Annotated in this window: 14 protein-coding genes and 1 riboswitch; of the genes, 1 reads left to right on the top strand and 13 read right to left on the bottom strand. The window is 53.9% G+C overall.

Translation table 11 applies throughout. From position 1 onward, the window contains the following. Window positions 1-119: 119 nt before the first annotated feature. The 13 genes from ribH to KGFNPO_RS04245 form a co-directional block, all read right to left on the bottom strand. The gene (gene ribH / locus KGFNPO_RS04305) at window positions 120-611 is read right to left on the bottom strand and encodes a 6,7-dimethyl-8-ribityllumazine synthase (RefSeq protein WP_472633259.1); all 492 of its coding nucleotides are present in this window, start codon (window positions 609-611) and stop codon (window positions 120-122) included. 83 nt (window positions 612-694) lie between these two features. Further along, the gene (gene ribBA / locus KGFNPO_RS04300) at window positions 695-1807 is read right to left on the bottom strand and encodes a bifunctional 3,4-dihydroxy-2-butanone-4-phosphate synthase/GTP cyclohydrolase II (protein WP_472633258.1); all 1113 of its coding nucleotides are present in this window, start codon (window positions 1805-1807) and stop codon (window positions 695-697) included. Between the two features lie 155 nt (window positions 1808-1962). After that, window positions 1963-2574 (bottom strand): riboflavin synthase, encoded by a 612-nt coding sequence (locus KGFNPO_RS04295; RefSeq protein WP_472633257.1) that lies wholly within the window; start codon window positions 2572-2574, stop codon window positions 1963-1965. Between the two features lie 161 nt (window positions 2575-2735). After that, on the bottom strand, window positions 2736-3800 hold the full coding sequence (ribD, locus tag KGFNPO_RS04290; protein WP_472634384.1) for a bifunctional diaminohydroxyphosphoribosylaminopyrimidine deaminase/5-amino-6-(5-phosphoribosylamino)uracil reductase RibD: 1065 nt from the start codon (window positions 3798-3800) through the stop codon (window positions 2736-2738). A gap of 270 nt (window positions 3801-4070) precedes the next feature. Then, window positions 4071-4631 (bottom strand): GspH/FimT family pseudopilin, encoded by a 561-nt coding sequence (locus tag KGFNPO_RS04285; RefSeq protein ID WP_472633256.1) that lies wholly within the window; start codon window positions 4629-4631, stop codon window positions 4071-4073. A 4-nt stretch (window positions 4632-4635) separates the two neighbouring features. Further along, complete coding sequence (locus KGFNPO_RS04280) at window positions 4636-5079, bottom strand: type IV pilin protein (RefSeq protein WP_472633255.1); 444 nt, start codon at window positions 5077-5079, stop codon at window positions 4636-4638. A gap of 15 nt (window positions 5080-5094) precedes the next feature. Beyond that, window positions 5095-9528 carry a pilus assembly protein gene (locus KGFNPO_RS04275; protein WP_472633254.1) on the bottom strand — a complete coding sequence of 1478 codons (4434 nt, stop codon included), beginning with the start codon at window positions 9526-9528 and terminating at the stop codon, window positions 5095-5097. Between the two features lie 20 nt (window positions 9529-9548). Beyond that, a complete protein-coding gene (locus KGFNPO_RS04270) occupies window positions 9549-10181 on the bottom strand; it encodes a pilus assembly PilX family protein (protein WP_472633253.1) in 633 nt (210 codons plus the stop codon). Then, window positions 10178-11224, bottom strand: coding sequence for a PilW family protein (locus KGFNPO_RS04265; protein WP_472633252.1), 1047 nt, complete (start codon window positions 11222-11224; stop codon window positions 10178-10180). Before KGFNPO_RS04265 ends, KGFNPO_RS04270 begins: the two co-directional genes overlap by 4 nt. 14 nt (window positions 11225-11238) lie before the next feature. After that, a complete protein-coding gene (pilV, locus tag KGFNPO_RS04260; protein WP_472633251.1) occupies window positions 11239-11817 on the bottom strand; it encodes a type IV pilus modification protein PilV in 579 nt (192 codons plus the stop codon). Between the two features lie 352 nt (window positions 11818-12169). Further along, window positions 12170-12634: a transcriptional regulator NrdR gene (nrdR, locus tag KGFNPO_RS04255; RefSeq protein WP_472633250.1), complete on the bottom strand. Its 465-nt coding sequence runs from the start codon at window positions 12632-12634 to the stop codon at window positions 12170-12172. 215 nt (window positions 12635-12849) lie between these two features. Beyond that, window positions 12850-14097 carry a serine hydroxymethyltransferase gene (gene glyA, locus KGFNPO_RS04250; protein ID WP_472633249.1) on the bottom strand — a complete coding sequence of 416 codons (1248 nt, stop codon included), beginning with the start codon at window positions 14095-14097 and terminating at the stop codon, window positions 12850-12852. Between the two features lie 136 nt (window positions 14098-14233). After that, window positions 14234-14341, bottom strand: a riboswitch (ZMP/ZTP riboswitch). Window positions 14342-14639: 298 nt separating this feature from the next. Beyond that, the gene (locus KGFNPO_RS04245) at window positions 14640-16301 is read right to left on the bottom strand and encodes an ABC transporter permease (protein WP_472633248.1); all 1662 of its coding nucleotides are present in this window, start codon (window positions 16299-16301) and stop codon (window positions 14640-14642) included. Between the two features lie 100 nt (window positions 16302-16401). Here KGFNPO_RS04245 and KGFNPO_RS04240 point away from each other — a divergent pair, with 100 nt between their 5' ends. Beyond that, entirely contained in the window at window positions 16402-17526 is a 1125-nt protein-coding gene (locus KGFNPO_RS04240; RefSeq protein WP_472633247.1) for an ABC transporter ATP-binding protein, read from the top strand. Window positions 17527-17717: the final 191 nt, after the last annotated feature.

Genomic DNA, 17717 nt, shown 5'->3' with positions numbered 1-17717 from the left:
TTTCAGGTCTATCTCGCGCCATGGCCAGCGCCATGTGCGTATTTTGTTGCAGTACAGATACCGCAGCCCGACAGTTCGCTGGAACCTGGCTCGGGATGCATTCGTTTGTCACGCCAACATTACTGCTCGGGCAGATCGGTCAAATCAGCTAATTCTTCCAATGCCAACACCAGATTCGCCATCTCGACGGCAACCCGTGCCGCATCGACGCCTTTTTCGGCCATGCGCACTTCGGCTTGCTCGTCGTTTTCGGTGGTCAGCACTGCATTGGCAATCGGGATGCCGGCATCCAGACCGACGCGGGTGATGCCAGCGCCAGACTCGTTCGAAACCAGTTCAAAATGATACGTTTCGCCACGAATGACTGCGCCCAGTGCCACCAGCGCATCGAATTGCTGGCTGTCCGCCATCTTTTGCAAGGCCAGTGGAATTTCCAGCGCGCCCGGCACACTCACATGCAGGATATCTTCAGGAGCCACGCCGAGATGTTGCAGTTCTGAAACGCACGCCGACAGCAAGCCATGGCACACATCCGGATTGAAGCGCGCCTGCACGATACCAATGCGCAAGCCTTCACCATTCATATTCGATTCGAATTTTCCTACAGTCATGATTTTCCTTTGTGCGCAAGTACGCTTTAATTTACGTTTTAACTAATGGCATTATTGAAACTTCGCAAAACGTGACTGCGTGCTTAATCCAACGGGTGATTCTGATAGCCGGTTACTTCCAGGTCAAATCCAGTCATTGAAGGCATTTTTCGCGGGCTCGACAAGAGCCGCATCTTGCGCACGCCGACGTCTTTCAATATCTGTGCGCCGATGCCGTAGTTGCGCAAATCTACACTGGCGCCACGCGGACGCGGACTGGCCTCGGGCGAATTCAGCGCCGCAAACTGCCTAAACATTTGCTCGGCCGATTCTTCGCAATTGAGCAATACCACCACGCCGCACTCGGAAGCTTGGATGGCAGTCATTGCCGATGCCAGATTCCACGAATGGGTAGTCACTTGCACTTCCAGAAAATCGAGGACTGAAACCGGCTGATGGACCCGCACTAAAGCTTCGCTGTCCGGCGTGATATTGCCGTGCACCAAAGCCAGATGGGCAGCGCCGCTGGGTTTGTCGCGGTAAGCGATCGCCTTGAATTCGCCGTGGATGGTCTGCATCGAACGCTCTGCAATCCGTTCAATCACGCTTTCGTGCTGGTTGCGGTAGTGAATCAGATCTGCAATCGTGCCGATCTTCAATCCATGCAAGCGGGCAAACTCGATCAAATCGGGCAAGCGCGCCATGGTGCCATCGTCATTCATGATTTCACAAATCACCGCGGCAGGCGTCAAACCCGCCAACTCGGCGAAATCACAGCCAGCCTCAGTGTGACCGGCGCGCATCAATACGCCGCCTTTTTGCGCCTTGAGCGGGAAAATATGCCCCGGTTGCACGATATCGGACGGCTTGACGCCCTTGCTGACTGCGACCTGAATGGTCTTGGCACGGTCAGCCGCGGAAATACCGGTGGTGACGCCCTCGGCAGCCTCGATCGACATCGTAAAGTTGGTGCCGTAAAAAGTGCCGTTATTGGCGGTCATCATGGGCAAATCGAGTTGCGCACAACGCTCTTCCGTCAACGTCAGGCACACCAGTCCACGACCGAATTTGGCCATGAAGTTGATTGCCTCAGCCGTTACAAAGTCTGCGGCAAGTACCAGATCGCCTTCATTTTCACGATCTTCCTCATCGACGAGGATTACCATACGTCCGGCGCGAAGTTCGGTAACAATTTCTTGCGTAGTTGAAATAGACATGACTTTTTTTTATCCTGAATAGACCGCTATTTTAATGGATTTAAGCTGGAGCAATCTCAAAACGGCCAACTATGCTGGAATTCATACCTAACGCTGTTGCGTAAACCGAAAAAGCAGCCGGAAGACTGCTTTTCATGCCGAAAAAACCAATAACATTACTGCACTGACAGCATCCGCTCGACGTAGCGCGCAATCAAATCGATTTCGAGATTGACCTTTGCGCCCACCTTCAAATGTTTCAGCCCGGTCACTTCAATCGTGTGCGGAATCAGGTTGATCGAGAAACGGCAGCCTGCGGCCACATCTTCGACCCGGTTCACGGTCAGCGAGACGCCATTGACCACGATCGAGCCCTTGTACGCCAGATATTTGGCCAGAGCGAGCGGGGCTTCGATCACCAGCTCCCACGATTCGCCAATCGGCTCGAACTTGCAGACGGTGCCCAAGCCATCCACATGACCGCTGACCAAGTGACCGCCGAGCCGGTCAGCCAGCGTCAGCGCCTTCTCCAGATTGACTTCACCCACCGCATCCAGCCCGACCGTATGGTTCAGGCTCTCGCGCGAGACGTCCACCACAAAACCCTGCGGCGTCTTATCGACCACCGTCATGCAGGCACCATTGATGGCAATCGAGTCGCCCAGGGCCACGTCCTGCATCGGCATGCCGCCGGCATCAATGGTCAAACGCACGCCAACGTCCGCACCAGCACCTGATATCTGCACCGAAGTAATCTTCCCTACTGCACCTACAATTCCTGTAAACATATCGCACCAAAAAGTGAATTGAGCCGGGCGAAGATACGCACATCCTCGCCGATTTGCCGGATTTCGTGAAAGCATACTGCAGCCAGTAGGATGGGTGAAACCCATCATGATCGACCGCACAATCCGATGGGTTTCACCCATCCTACTATCCCACCAAGAAATTAATTGAACCGGGCAAGGATACGCACATCCTCGCCGATTTGCCGGATTTCGTGAAAGCGCAACAAGCGCTTGTGCTGCAGCGACTCCAGCGCGCCCAGCGCAAACATCGGCATGCCCTCACCAATCAGGCTGGGCGCCAGATACAGCAGCAATTCATCGACGCAACCGGCGCGGATCAATGAACCATTGAGCTTGCAACCGGCCTCGACATGCAACTCGTTGATTTGTCGCCGCCCCAGTTCCTGCATCAGCGCCGGCAAATCCACCTTGCCGGCGGCGTTGGGCAGAAAAATGACTTCGCACCCCATGTCGCGCAACAGCGCTTCTTTTCCAGGATTGGCTTGCGCCGCCACCACCAAGCTGCCAGCGCCCGCCAGCACACGCGCATTCGGGCTGATCGCCAGCCTGCTGTCGATCACGATACGCAGCGGTTGACGCGTCACTGTCAGTGCGCGCACCGTCATTTGCGGATCATCTGCATTTACTGTGCCGATCCCGGTCAGGATCGCACCGGCCCGTGCGCGCCAGGCGTGACCATCGTCGCGCGCCGCCGGCGAGGTAATCCACTGGCTTTGCCCATCGGCCAGCGCGGTCTTGCCATCCAGACTCGCCGCCACCTTCATCCGCACCCAAGGCTTGCCGCGCTGCATGTGGGAAAAGAAACCGATATTCATTTCCCGCGCTGCGTCGGCCAGCACATCACAAACGACTTCGATTCCGGCTGCCTTAAGGCGCGCCAAGCCCTGCCCTGCAACCAAGGGATTCGGGTCTTCAATCGCCGCCACCACTTTCGCCACGCCAGCGCGTATCAGCGCGTCACAGCAAGGCGGCGTGCGGCCGAAATGGCTACACGGTTCCAGCGTCACATACACGGTTGCACCGCGTACATCAAACCCTTTGGCGGCGGCGTCGTGCAGCGCTTCGATTTCGGCATGATTGCCGCCGGGCGGCTCGGTAAAGCCTGCACCGATGATGCGATTGTCTTTGACGATGACGCAGCCCACACGGGGATTGGGGGCCGTCGTAAGCAGCCCGCGCTCAGCCCATTTTAGGGCGAGCGTCATGCCTTGCAGATGATTGAGAATTTCCACGATATTATTTAAAAGATAGAGTCGGACACAAACCCGACCAGGAGCAATTACAAGGGATACCCAAAAGGACTCGAAACGTTGCGTCGCGATACGCTGCAATAAAAATATACTACTTAATGTATTTTTTAAAGACCACTTAAATAATGCGGAAATTGCAGAATTTTTTCACATACCCCATGAAATTTAATAAAATATGTAACAAGATAGCAGTACACCATGTCGCAACGACATGCTATGTCCACCTTACTTACAAGTGGTTGGTTGCTTGATCGGATCGCATACCCTTGGACGTCCCAAGAAATTGAGGATGACCCACCTTTCCTGACCATCCATAGTGAATTTTACAGTGCCGCCTTTTTGATTATTGATCTTGGTTCCCGTTAAATTACCGCCAGTAGCCCTGTAAGCTATATACAGTGGTGCAGTTCCCATAGATGACGTGTCTATGGTCATGCCCTCCGGCATCGGGCCATGCGTATAGACAATTTTTTCCGAAGAATCCAGCGCTTGATCGCTGTTGGCATCCACAAACACTGTCCAGCCTTTGGTCCAATCGGCACTCGTCGCATCCGCCGGCACCATATCCACGCGCACACCGCGTTGCAACGCTTCTGAACGAGTCAAATTGATGGCGGCAAAAAAATCGTTGACCGTTGTCGTCATCCGTTGGTTCTGAATCATTGTACGAAAACTCGGTACACCAATACCGAGCAGGATCGCTGCAATACTCAGCACAACCATCAATTCAATCAGGGAAAACCCCTTGAACCCTGCTCTGATGAAAACCGGTGCATGCATTTTCATGGGATTACCAACAATTCGTTGCCGTGCCGGATCGATCCTTGACACCGGTACTGGTAAGCGTCAAATCACTACACTTGGGGTCCTTATATGCAGAATTTACATTTGTGGTTCCAGGCGAGGCGGTCAGCATCACACAATTTTCGATGACATCGCCGGTACATGCCGCAGCCTTGATTTCATAGGAACTGCCAGCAGCGCTATCGCCGGAAAACCATTTGAACTTATTGTCGGCAGTGGTAGAGGTATAAGCAAAATAAGTATTGTTTTGTGTGTAATAACGCTCCTGCTGCTGCATGATTTCCATTAACGCAGCACGCCCCTCGGTGCGCTTGGTTTTGATAATCGAATCCTGATAGGACGGATAAACAACCGCTGCAAGTATCCCCATAATTGCCACCACGATCATCAATTCGATCAGGGTAAAACCTTTTTGCAAATTTATCTTCACAGTGCATCCTTTTTATTATTTTGCAGCGTTGTGCAACTCTTGCCAGTTCAATATCTCGCGCCAACTCATACGTCCGGCTGGCGGCTGGAATGTGCCAGTGCCATTGGCGGCCGGGGCGGCAGTACCTGCCTTACCGCCGGTACCAAAATTAAAAACCGAGAATTTTTTCTTTGCTATTCTTTTGCCAATCGAATCCCTGTCGCCAACAGTGGTGCCAGTCTCAAACAAGACAGGAGAACTCAGCATGCCGACGATTGATGTCTGCCCAGTAATAGCGCCACTGGTTGACACGCCGTCCGAACTCAGCGGCAGGCCGGTCTGTGCGCTTAGACTGTAGGTTCTACCACCGCCAGTCGCACAAGGATCGCTCCCCGTGACCAGGCTATTGAAGAATAACCGGCCGTAAGCGAGCAATGGATTGGTCACACTTCTCTCGCCGGTCCCCGTAATACCGCCGGAATCCTTGAAATCAAAATACCAGCCCATTTTTTGGCCGGTGGATGTTCCATAAGTAAAATTGTTACCTGCAACAATCATTGCATCGCTACCGACGGCCGTATCTTTGGTAAGCGTCCTTGCTTCCAGTTTACTGCGCCCCGACACATTATCAGACGTCGTGTCGAGAATTCCATAAAAGGATTGCGTCTTGAAATTGCCTGCTGCAGCGTCGGCATCTTCCACATACTTCCCGGTGCCGAACAAAACCACATAGCCACCTCCGGGAGCAGTAATCACCGCCGGCTGGCCGCTGATCGGTTGGCGGACATTAGCGCTGTCCAATGCGGTAAACAGGGGTGTACTGAGAGTCTTGCTGGCAGGTGCGCCAAGCGTAAAATCGAACCGCCACATATTGCCCTGCAAATCACCTGCATAAGAGTAATTTACTGCACCGTCGTTGCCAAGCACCAAGGCGGGTGAACTCAGGCCATTTTGTTTGGTGGAATCTTTAACCACGGTTTTCAATTTAAAGTAATTGGTTCCCAAAGCCCAGGCATCCGCTGGTTTTTTATCGAGCGACAACAGAAATAGTGCGCCGACTGCTTGATCTGTCGTCCCGAAATTGCTATAGCCATCGTCCTTGTAATTATTCAACCCGCTCGGGACAACCACAAAATATTTATAAATAGGAGCCTTGGTAGTGGCATCCACGCCCATCCTGAACTTTGTAACTTGGGGCGGGCTGGCCAGATTACCCATATCAACATCGTCTTTGTCGGTAAACTCCCAAATAGCCCCGGTACCGCCGGCAAAATCAGCCGGATCGGTCACATCCAGAACAAATACACCCTGAGCGCCGCCGCCCATGCCGGAAGCCAGAATCGTTTTCCAACTGCCATCAACCCTTGCCTCTCTAACTGTTAGCGTGCCATCGACATAAGGCTGATGCACATAGTTAGGATTAGTCAGCTTATTCAAACCCGGTATCACTGCATTAGGAACATACGCGAATAATTCCACGCCATCGGCTGCGTTGAAAGCATGCAGCATGCCGTCATTGGCTCCGACATATACGGTTTTGGTCCGGTCTTTTTTAGCGTCGTAAAATGTCTGATAGCCATTCCCCTGGATATTCGCTGCGGGCGCGCCGACGTAGGTTGGATTGCTGTTGATGATGTCGCCCAGCACCCGGTCGCGCTGCCGGAAGATACCGTTGGTCTGACCGATTTCATCGGTGCGGGAACCGCGCAAATAATTTACCCTGTTCTCACCCAAACCATCGGCTGCGTTAGGTGAGACTGGCGATTGATCAAGCAAAGCTTGCTGCGCAGCAGTCAAACTAGTCCATTGAAATGGAATGGTCGTCAGCGACTTGTCTGCATTGATTTGTGCGGTATAAATTGCGCGGGAAGCTGGTGCCGGATTGGCTGGTATGGCAGCCGCAACCGGTGTGGTTGTGGCTGCCATACCTGTCAACATGAGGCCGGCGTCCCAGGTAGGAAATTTTGCATCCTGTATGGTGACCACATCATTAACCAGCTGAAGCTTGAGTTTGAGTAAATTGCCGCTCCATTTCGATGGATCAAAGCCTGGCTGATATACAAAAGCGCTGTCCGTCGATATTTTTGTTGAAGTTAAAGTGACGCCCGAAATAGTGCCGCTGTTGCTTGAGACAATTTGAAAAATGTTCTTGATCGAATCGATCATTTTTTTCGGGTTACTGGCAAGGAAATAATTATCCGGATCAGTCCCATTGCTGGCCCATTCATTATTGTTAATCACGACAGTAGCGCCATCAGCTGCGAATGTCTTGAATGGATTGCCGTCCTTGTTTTTGTCCAGAAAGCCGCCGTACTTGGCTGCCAGATAGAACTGGCTATTTCTCGGCTTGGTGCCGCGTGGATTGCTATCTTCCATTAAGCCATTGCCACCTTCATCCACGTCAATCGAGAAAGTCTTCACACGAACCGGCTTGTCGATACGGATATCGTTGGTATTGGCCCAATACGCAACTCCTGCCATGTAGTAAGTGCCAGTGCCAGCTCCGGTGTTAACAGTATCTAAAGAGGTTAAATTACTACGTTTGGCCAGATTGCCGTAAGTGCCGGCTGCATCTACCTCCATGTCGCTGACCAGCTTGGTCCAGGTCAGTGCATTAAACGCAGGGGTTGTTGTAGTCGCCGTTTCAGCGGCACGTGCAACATCCGCATTACGGGCAGGCGAGCCCGGTATATAAGCATCCTGGTGCGTGTTTACATCACCGATAGTGACTATGTAATTGTTTTGGCAAGATGCTGTGACCGGGTCAACCCAGGTTTTCAGAACTGGAAAGTTGTCATCTGTAGTATCCGTTCCCATCGCACGAGTGGCACTGGTACCGTTAGTTGAGCCTGAAGTCGGCTGCTTCCCTTGTAAATAACTGATCGCTTCATAATAAAGCTCGTCGACGGGGTCCCAGGTCTTGTAAGCCCCGAGCCTGCCGGCATTGGTACGACCGAATTTATTCAGATAGTTGATAACCCCACTATTGGTAGTGCTGGTGCGGTTGGCGGGATCTTCCGGGTTGTTGTAAAACACGCCGGTGGTCGCATCCCATTCTGGCTTGTCGTTGGTCGTTTCAGTAAACGACGGGGAATCGAATTTTTTCGGTCCGACGTATTTGACTGGACCGCGCACCACACCACCATACACGTTGTTATTGCCGGTATCGTGCTCGGTCAGGTACCCCAATGCGCCGACACGCAATTTATCCGAGTTTCTTTGCAATTCGCCAACGGGCTTGTAGTTGCTGCCATATTTCTGGCAGAGATCGGTGCGGGTCGGGCCTTCTGTTGCATCGCATACCTTGACCCTGGCCAGATATTCCCCCAAATATTTGTCCGTCGTCTGCAGTACCGCAGGGCTGCCGCTGGTGCGCGGGGTATCGCAATTTCCTACATTTCCGCTACTAGTGCCACTAAACAGGATGCGATTGCGGCAAGACACCACATACAAATCTGTCGTGCTGAACGGCGTAACCTGGTTGGGGGCGCTCATCGTTGTGCTGGCCGTAACTTTTTTGCGCGGGAAATAGGTGCCATCGGCATAAAACGTGCCACCGACATCCCTAAGATACGCACGCTGCAAAACGGTCAAAGTCGTTGTATCGGTAGTTCTATCGCCACCCGTCATTGCCAAGCGCAACATGTCGATGGCTGAAGATGATGCCCAATTCATGAAATTGCCGCTGAACGAATCACCGCCGCACTCGTGATTGGCATCAGCAGCCTTGAAAATCGAGAAATAACCGATGGCGTCGGTCAGGTCAGGATACGGAATGGCAGTCGTGGTGGATGTGGAAGTATTGGGCGTATGGTTGTATGAGGTACTGGTGGCCGGAGTTGTTGCAACTCTGATGATATGTGTATTGTTGCCCGTTGTACCGGATGACGTACCCTGTCCGCTCAGATATCCCACGACAGCTCCGGTAGCCCCCGTCGCCGAATTAAAGTTAGAGGCAAGGTATAAGGGAGTGGAATTGTTGTCGGCAGTTGGTTTTATAGTCTTATTATTTGATGCGTAGGTGGGAGTATAGACTGCAGCCGTGCCGGGAACCGTCGTAACAGTATCCGTGGTCGTCGTCGTTGTGGTCGTCACACCATTAGTCGTCGTCGTGGTCGTCCCAGCGCTGGCGGTTGAAGTGGAATTATTGGTAGTCGTCCCGGTTGTAGCCCCGGTTGTTGTGTTGCTCGTCGTCGTCGTTGGATAGATATAACACTGCTTCGGATTGAAATAGCCCAGGTATTCAGTCGTCTTGCTATAGTCATTTGTGGCGCGATAGGCAGCACCGACCGTCGGATATTCGACCGACAAATTCAGCAGCATGTTGGGATGCACATTGCCGCGACCACTAAACAAAGGTCCGCTTGCAATATTCACTTCCGGCGTTGCGGCCAGTACACCAAGACTTCCCAATATCAATGCAGCGGCCAGGCCGATGGAGGCCGCAATTCGCTTGGCAAAATTATTCATCGTCATCTCTCTGGACAGCATCACTGGTCTATCTTGCGGTAAAAGGTCTGCAAAACGGATTGGGTCGTTTCGCGCGCGCCGAAGCCCATCGCGGTTATCCGATAAAAATAGGTGCTTTGTGCGCTGGCATCCTCGCCGGCGGCCCTGTAATTGATTGCTTCGATAATGTATCTGGGCGGCTTGCTGGGCAAAGCGCCCTTCCCGGTCTGCAGGATTTGCCCGGTGAATTTACCGAAGGGAACTGTTTTTGTTGTAGTGCTACCGGTATCCGTAAAGTCCACCAGCTTCCAGATGGGTTGCGCTCCCGGGCTAGCTGTTGCGCAGAGTCCCAGGTTGTTATTCGACTCGCCGGCACCGCAACCGGCAGCAAAATTGGCTAAAACAGGGTTTTCGGAAAACAAGGCGCTGCGCGACTTGGTCGTGTCCGGTGACTTTTCGATATCCATTTCGGCGTCCATCAGGGCGGCTTCTGCTGCCTGGAAAGCGATTTGGCGATCCCTGTCGTTACGGGACGATTTTTCTCCCTGCAGCGCTATTTGGGCGGTTGATATTCCCAACAGCAAAACCGCCACCAGCATCAACAATGACACCACCAGCGATGCACCCTGCTGTTGTCGCAGATTGGAAATATTATGGAAGCGGCAGGATTTCATGATCCGCTGCCTTCCGGCTGGTTGCGAAACTGAATGGTTGACATAAATACTTTACGGCCCTTGTTCTGGGTATCCGCAGCCAAGTCGGCCTCCTTGATCTGCGTGCCTGAATCGGCGGCAGCATTGGCCGTGCTGTATTCCTTGCCGAACAAATCGTAGGTCGTGGTTGTTGTATCGGTGCGTACATTGTTAGAACCCCGCACCAGCATTGCCACCTTGATGACCGACACGCGCTTCCACCAGGTTTTTCTATTTTTATCCAGGGCTTTGGCCGCAGCATCCGCGCCCACCAAAATGAGTGCATCGTCCTTCGCATTGATTTGCGTTGCGGTCAAGAACTGATTCGGTATCCGGTCGGCGCTCTTACCGGTACTGGGGACATAATCGGTATCGACGCCATACAGCACCTGAAATGATTCGATGCCACGCGCAATGGCGTCCGAACCCCAAGTGCTATTGTCATCATTACGATACTTGCAGCGCAGTTCCGGCTCGCCGGCTGCGTCTTTGTCCACATAATAAATACTCCAGCCCCGATCTTCATCCGCCGTATTTTGCGAGGTCGGCGCTGCGACACCAAAACCGCCACAATTAAATACCGACTCATCCGGCTTGGCGGTTCCCATCTTATTGATGCCAAAAAAACGCACCGCCAATACATCGCTGCCGTTGACCGAAGTACCTGTCAGGGAATCGATGCCAGGACTCGAGGTATCACCTCCCACACTATTGCCGTCCAAACCAGCAAGATTGGCGCTCATCTCCGGGGTTGCAGTGATGGGTGCATCCTGCGTTTCCTTATCCCAATTCTCATAACCGGCCTGCCGGACTGAACGCACGATATTTTCCATCGCGTAACGCGCGGTGTCCTGAAAGTTGGCACTGTCGCTCTGCGACATATAAGCAGATTTACTGGACAGCAACAGCGCCGTTGCTGCCAGTACAACCAATAAACCGAGCGCAATCGAAATCATCAACTCGACCAGTGTCAAGCCGGACTGTCTCGCGCTTGCCAGCGGCTTGAATGTGAATTTACTGTCCATTGATCGCAGGCCCATCATTTGATGTACGGCTGAACTGTAATTGCCACGCTGGGCGGCTGATTTGTAAGCAGTGCTTTCGTGTCCTTATCGACATCTTTTCCTTGCCATCCGACCTTGATGACATAGGGAACACTATTGGTGGTCGCAACGGTGCTGGCACAGGCCCACGTCAGCTTGGCACTGCTGGTGTCCCATGGCGTTTCATCGCGACAAATGACTACCCGCCCGCCCGGCAGTCCTGCTTTTAAACGCGTTTCCCATTCGTAAATATCCGCAGCTGCCAGTTGCGTACTTGTGCAAGTTGCGCCGTAACACATGTTGCCAGGTGCAGCAGGCGCTGTATCGGTAGCGGAGTTGTAAGTAAACAGATAAGGATTGTCACTGTCAGCTTTATTCATTTCCGTGGCATTTTGCCGCATGTTGTCTGCCATTTCGGTGGCCAGTTGGACTGCCACCGTCTGCAGGCCGGATTGCTGACCGGTGCGCATGGCGACCAACTGCATGCCGGCGGCGCCGATGACCCCGAGCGCCAGTACAAATACCGATATCAACACTTCGATCAGGGTAAAGCCGCTTTGTTTTGACTTGTGCATGGATGTTCAATCGCAATTATTTCGGGGCTTAGGAGGTACGGGCAGAACTGGCTCCATATCTGCATAGTGCAATCCAATGTTTGCAAATTATTCAAAAAATCAGGGGTATGCATGAAAACACCGCCATTACCGCATGTATTCTATGTTGCATGAAAAATACAATATCAGGTATATATCCAGCCAAAAAGTATTCAAAGCGTGTAACCCGGCGCTGAAGTGGCTTTGGAGCTATACAGGATCACAAGAAAATATTATTACTTCATCGTAATTGCTTCCGCTCAGACAACGAAATACAACCGGACAAGCAGTCGGTTGGAGTAGACGAACGGAAACCTGGACGGATTAGGAAAACTTATTTTTTATCGTTGCCGCTGGCGATTTCTGCAATCACATTCTGGAACTCGGCGACATCCTCGAAGCTGCGATAGACCGAGGCGAAGCGGATGTAAGCGATTTTGTCGAGCAGCTTCAACTCTTCCATGATGCATTCGCCGATGCGCTGCGAGCTGATTTCACGTTCGCCCAGCGAAAGGATTTTCTGTTCGATGCGGCTGATGGTGGCGTCTACCAGTTCGGCAGAAACTGGCCGTTTGCGCAGTGCCAGCATCAGGCTGGCGCGCAATTTGGCGGCGGCGAATTCGACCCGGCTGCCGTTTTTCTTGACGATGACCGGCATCGAGAGTTCGATGCGTTCATAGGTGGTGAAGCGTTTTTCGCATTTGATGCAGCGGCGGCGGCGGCGGATCGAATCGCCCTCTTCCGAGGCGCGGGTGTCGAGGACTTGGGTGTCTTCGTGGTGGCAGAACGGACATTTCATGATGGTAAATGGATCGAGAGTACCGCTTGGATGCCGTGCGGCATCAATGGTTTTGGATCGGAGGAGGCTGCTGTATGCATTTTGTGTCCATGTGTCCGGATGTGCCGACGATGTGCAAACGACTTCCGTGAAAGCTTCAGGGAAGTCGTCTGTGCTGTCTGTGCTTCTCAGCAGCACATCCTTTTCAGGATGACTGCGTGCTTATTTGACTAAACCTAAGAGCCATATACCGGAAAGGCGTCGGTCAGTTTCTTGACTTCGGCTTTGACGCGGTCGATGGTGGCTGCGTCGTTCGGATTGTCGAGCATGTCGGCGATCAGGTGGCCGACTTTGGTCGCTTCCGCTTCGCCGAAACCGCGGGTGGTCATGGCTGGGCTGCCGAGCCGGATGCCGGAGGTCACGAAAGGTTTTTCCGGATCGTTCGGAATCGCATTCTTGTTGCAGGTGATGTGAGCGGAACCGAGCAATGCTTCGGCGGCTTTACCGGTGATGTTCTTGGCGCGCAGGTCGACCAGCATCAGATGGCTTTCGGTGCGGCCGGAGACGATGCGCAAACCGCGCGCGATCAGCGCTTGTGCCAGCGCATTGGCGTTTTTGACGACTTGCTGCTGGTAAGTCTTGAATTCCGGCGCCAGCGCTTCCTTGAAAGCGACTGCCTTGCCGGCGATGACGTGCATCAGCGGGCCGCCCTGGATGCCGGGGAAAATCGCGGAGTTGATCGCTTTTTCATGCTCGGCTTTCATCAGGATGAAGCCGCCGCGTGGGCCGCGCAACGATTTGTGCGTGGTGGAGGTGACGAAATCGGCGAATGGCACTGGGTTCGGATATTCACCGGCGGCGATCAGGCCGGCGTAATGCGCCATGTCGACCATGAAATAAGCGCCGACTTCCTTGGCGATTTTGGAGAAACGCTCAAAATCGATGCGCAACGCATAGGCGGACGCGCCGGCGATGATCAGCTTCGGCTTGTGTTCGCGCGCCAGACGTTCCATGGCGTCGTAATCGATTTCTTCATTGGCGTCCAGACCGTAGGAAACGGCATTGAACCATTTGCCCGACATGTTGAGCTTCATGCCGTGCGTCAGGTGGCCGCCTTCAGCCAGCGACATGCCCATGATGGTGTCGCCCGGTTTCAGCACGGCGAAGAACACGCCCTGGTTGGCTTGCGAGCCGGAATTCGGCTGCACGTTGGCGGCTTCGGCACCGAACAATTGCTTGATGCGATCGATCGCCAATTGTTCGGCGACATCGACGAATTCGCAGCCGCCGTAATAGCGCTTGCCTGGATAGCCTTCCGCGTATTTATTGGTCAGTTGCGAGCCTTGCGCTTCCATGACGGCTGGCGAAGTGTAGTTTTCGGACGCGATCAGTTCGATATGATCTTGCTGGCGAACGTTTTCTTGCTGGATCACGGCCCACAATTCAGGGTCGATATTGGCGATGGTGTGGTCTTTGGAGAACATGCGGATTCCTATCGATAAGTATGCAAAAGTGTGCAAATTAAGTGCAACTAGATTTTTACTGGGATCGATTGAGGAGTCATCTGATGCATCTAATGCAAGATGTAAATGACGGACAGCCTCAGTCGTGCACTCCATTTTGGGCTGCCCAGGCGAACGGCTAAAGAATTCTCACGTTCCCCGGTGGATGCCCACCTTGTCGCCGGAAGTGTGTCCTTCCGACTTTTCGCCAGTCACGTGAGATGAAATGGTCCGCAAATTGTAAGGTAAGGAGATGATTTGAGCAAGCTGCCGGGTTTTTCCCCGGATCTTATTAGTGGCGAGCGGGAACGCATCGTAGGTCAGGTTAGCGAGTGTGTAACCCGACATTCCCAGGCCGCAAACGTCGGGTTACGCGATGAAACCGCTAACCCGACCTACAAAAACTTCGGCCAACCATCATGGTTATACACAATACTGTATTTTTAAAGGCCGCATATATTATATGTGGAAATAGCATTATTTTTATGCATACTCCTTAATTTTTACAGATATAAAGAGAAGCATCAGCTATCGCCCTTGGCGATTGCGCGGGCCAGGATGATCACCGGAATGGTGGTGATCAGCACAATGGTGAGCGCGGGCAGCGCCGCCTCGCCCAATCGCTCGTCGGATGCGAGCTGGAACGCGATCACGGCCAGCGTATCGAAATTGAACGGGCGGATAGTCAGGGTTGCCGGCAATTCCTTGATGACATCGACGAACACCAGCAAGCCGCCGGTCAGCACGCTGCGCCACAGCAACGGCGCATGCACCCGCAGCAACATCGAACCCAGCCCATGGCCCAAGCTGCGGGCGCTGGCATCCATCGCTGGCGTGATTCGCGCCAGCCCGGCTTGCACCCCGTGATAAGCCACTGCCAGAAAACGCACCAGATACGCATAGATCAACGCCACCACGCTGCCGGCCAATAAAAAAGTTGCCCCGTATCCAGCGGCCCAGCTATCCAGACGCGACAACGGAATCAGAATACCCACAGCGATCACTGCGCCCGGCACCGCATAACCCATGGTCACGACGCGATTGCAGGCAGCTTGCACCCGGCTCTGGCTCACGCGTGCCGCATACGCCAGCAAGACGCAGAGCAGCACTGCCAGCAACGCAGTCACGCCACCCAGCGTGACGCTGTTTTTCACCAGACCAAGGTAGCGCGCACCCATCGCCACAGCATCCTCGCGCATGATCAGCCGCACCAAAATCAGCAATGGCAGCAAAAATCCGGTTAATACCGGCAGCGCGCAACATAAGGTCGCCAGCCAGCCCGATCTGCCCGGCAAAGGCCGCGTCAACTGGCCGCTGGTGCGCCCGCCGGCCGCGTAATAGCGCGCCCGGCCGCGACTTTTCTGTTCCAGCAACATCAATACCGTGACGGTAATAAGCAATACCGCAGCGATCTGCGCGGCGGCGGTGCGGTCGGAAAAGGCGTACCAGGATTTATAGATGCCGGTAGTCAGGGTCGGCACGCCAAAATAAGCCACCGCTCCATAGTCAGCCAAGGTTTCCATCAATGCCAGCGCAATGCCGGCGGCGGCGGCGGGACGCGCCAGCGGCAGGCTGATGGTAAAGAATGCGCGCCACGGGCCAACGCCCAGCGTGCGCGCCGCATCCAGCATGCGCGGACTGCGCTCCAGAAAGGCATTGCGCGCCAGCAGATAAATATACGGATACAGCACCAGCGCAAACAGCACGCCGGCACCGCCCACGCTGCGTATCTGCGGAAACCAGTATTCGTGCGGCTGCCAGCCGAACAGTGCGCGCAGGCCGCTTTGTACCGGGCCGGAAAATTGCAGGAAATCGGTGTACGCGTAAGCCACGACATAGGCCGGCATCGCCAACGGCAAGACCAGCGCCCATTCGAACATCCGCTTGCCGGGAAAATCGAAAGCCGCCACCAGCCACGCGCAACCGATGCCGATAGTCGCGCCCAGCACCGCCACGATGGCGGCAATCGCAAAGCTGTTGAACAGGTATTCCGGCAATACCGTGCTCCACAAATGCGCCAATGTGGATGCACCGGATTCGCCCGCGCCATCCGCGCCGCCGACCAGCAGATTCGACAGCACACCGAAAATCGGCACGCCCACCAGAAAAGCCACTGCCAGCGACGCCAATAGCATGGGATGAAAACCGCCAGCCTGGCGTGGGGAATGGTTATTCGAGAAAGGCATAAAGTGTGATTAACTGCACGTCTGGCTAAATGAGAATTATAATCAATTGGAATATGGTGCAGGGACATTATTAACCAACCAGCAAACTGAACTTACTATTATGGACAATCCATCTCCTGGCACCGCACACCTTTGCGTTGAATCGATCCGGGTCGGCTATCGGCTCGGGCGCAATATGCATGAGATCGTGCATGCGTTGTCGTTTTCATTAGAGCGCGGAGAAATCGGCTGCCTGCTTGGCCCTTCCGGCTGCGGCAAAACCACCGTGCTGCGCGCGATAGCCGGGTTTGAACCGTTGCTGGCCGGGCGGATCGCCTTGGGCGGCAGGGAAATCAGCCGCCCCGGTGTCACCGCACCGCCTGAAAGCCGCCAGGTCGGCGTGGTATTTCAGGATTACGCACTATTCCCGCATTTAAACGTGGCGGAAAATATCGCCTTCGGTCTGCGCAAACTAGCCAAACCACAGCGCATGCAGCGGGTCCAGACCTTGCTGAGCCTGGTCGGGCTGTCGGTGCAGAGCGACAAATATCCGCACGAACTCTCCGGCGGTCAGCAGCAACGGGTTGCTCTGGCACGCGCCTTGGCGCCCGAGCCGGATCTGTTGCTGCTGGATGAACCGTTTTCCAATCTGGATGTCGATCTGCGCGAACGATTGGCGGCCGAAGTGCGCGATATCCTCAAGGCCAGCGGCACCACTGCGGTGCTGGTCACGCATGACCAGCATGAAGCGTTTGCGATTGCGGACCAGATCGGGGTCATGCAGGCCGGGGAAATTGTGCAGTGGGACAGCGCTTACAACTTGTATCATCGTCCGGCCTCGCGCTTTGTGGCCGATTTCATTGGCCACGGCGTGTTCGTGCCGGGCGTCATGGACATCCCCGGCGAAATGGTGAACATAGAACTCGGGCGTTTGCCCTTGTGGCAGGGGATGGACATGTGCGCCACCAATGCAAAAAATGCCCGGCAGGTCGATGTGCTGCTGCGCGCCGACGACGTGGTGCATGACGACGAAAGCGTGCTCAAGGCCGAGGTGGTGCGCAAGGCATTCCGTGGCGCGGATTTTCTGTACACCCTGAAACTGCCGAGCGGTCAGCCATTGCTGGCCCTGGTGCCATCGCATCACGATCATGCGGTCGGCGAGAAAATCGGGATTCGGCTATGCGCCGATCATGTGGTGACGTTTCTGAGCGAACCGGAACTGGAACACACTGCAGTCACGAATTAGCTGACATTGAGCATTGCATTGCTCCACGAAAGACACGAAAAGCACGAACCGGACTCGCAACAAAACGATTTTTAAAAAATAAGGAGTATCGTCATTTTCATGGCATTTCCCGCATATATCATATGCGAACATAAAATATACTCCATGAAAATCAATTAATACGGGAAATGCGTCAAGCGCTCGCGTGAACC

This window comes from Gelidimonas diazotrophica, from assembly GCF_055694025.1.
The sequence above is the reverse complement of the archived record's forward strand: the minus strand, read 5'-3'. Positions and strand labels throughout refer to the sequence as shown.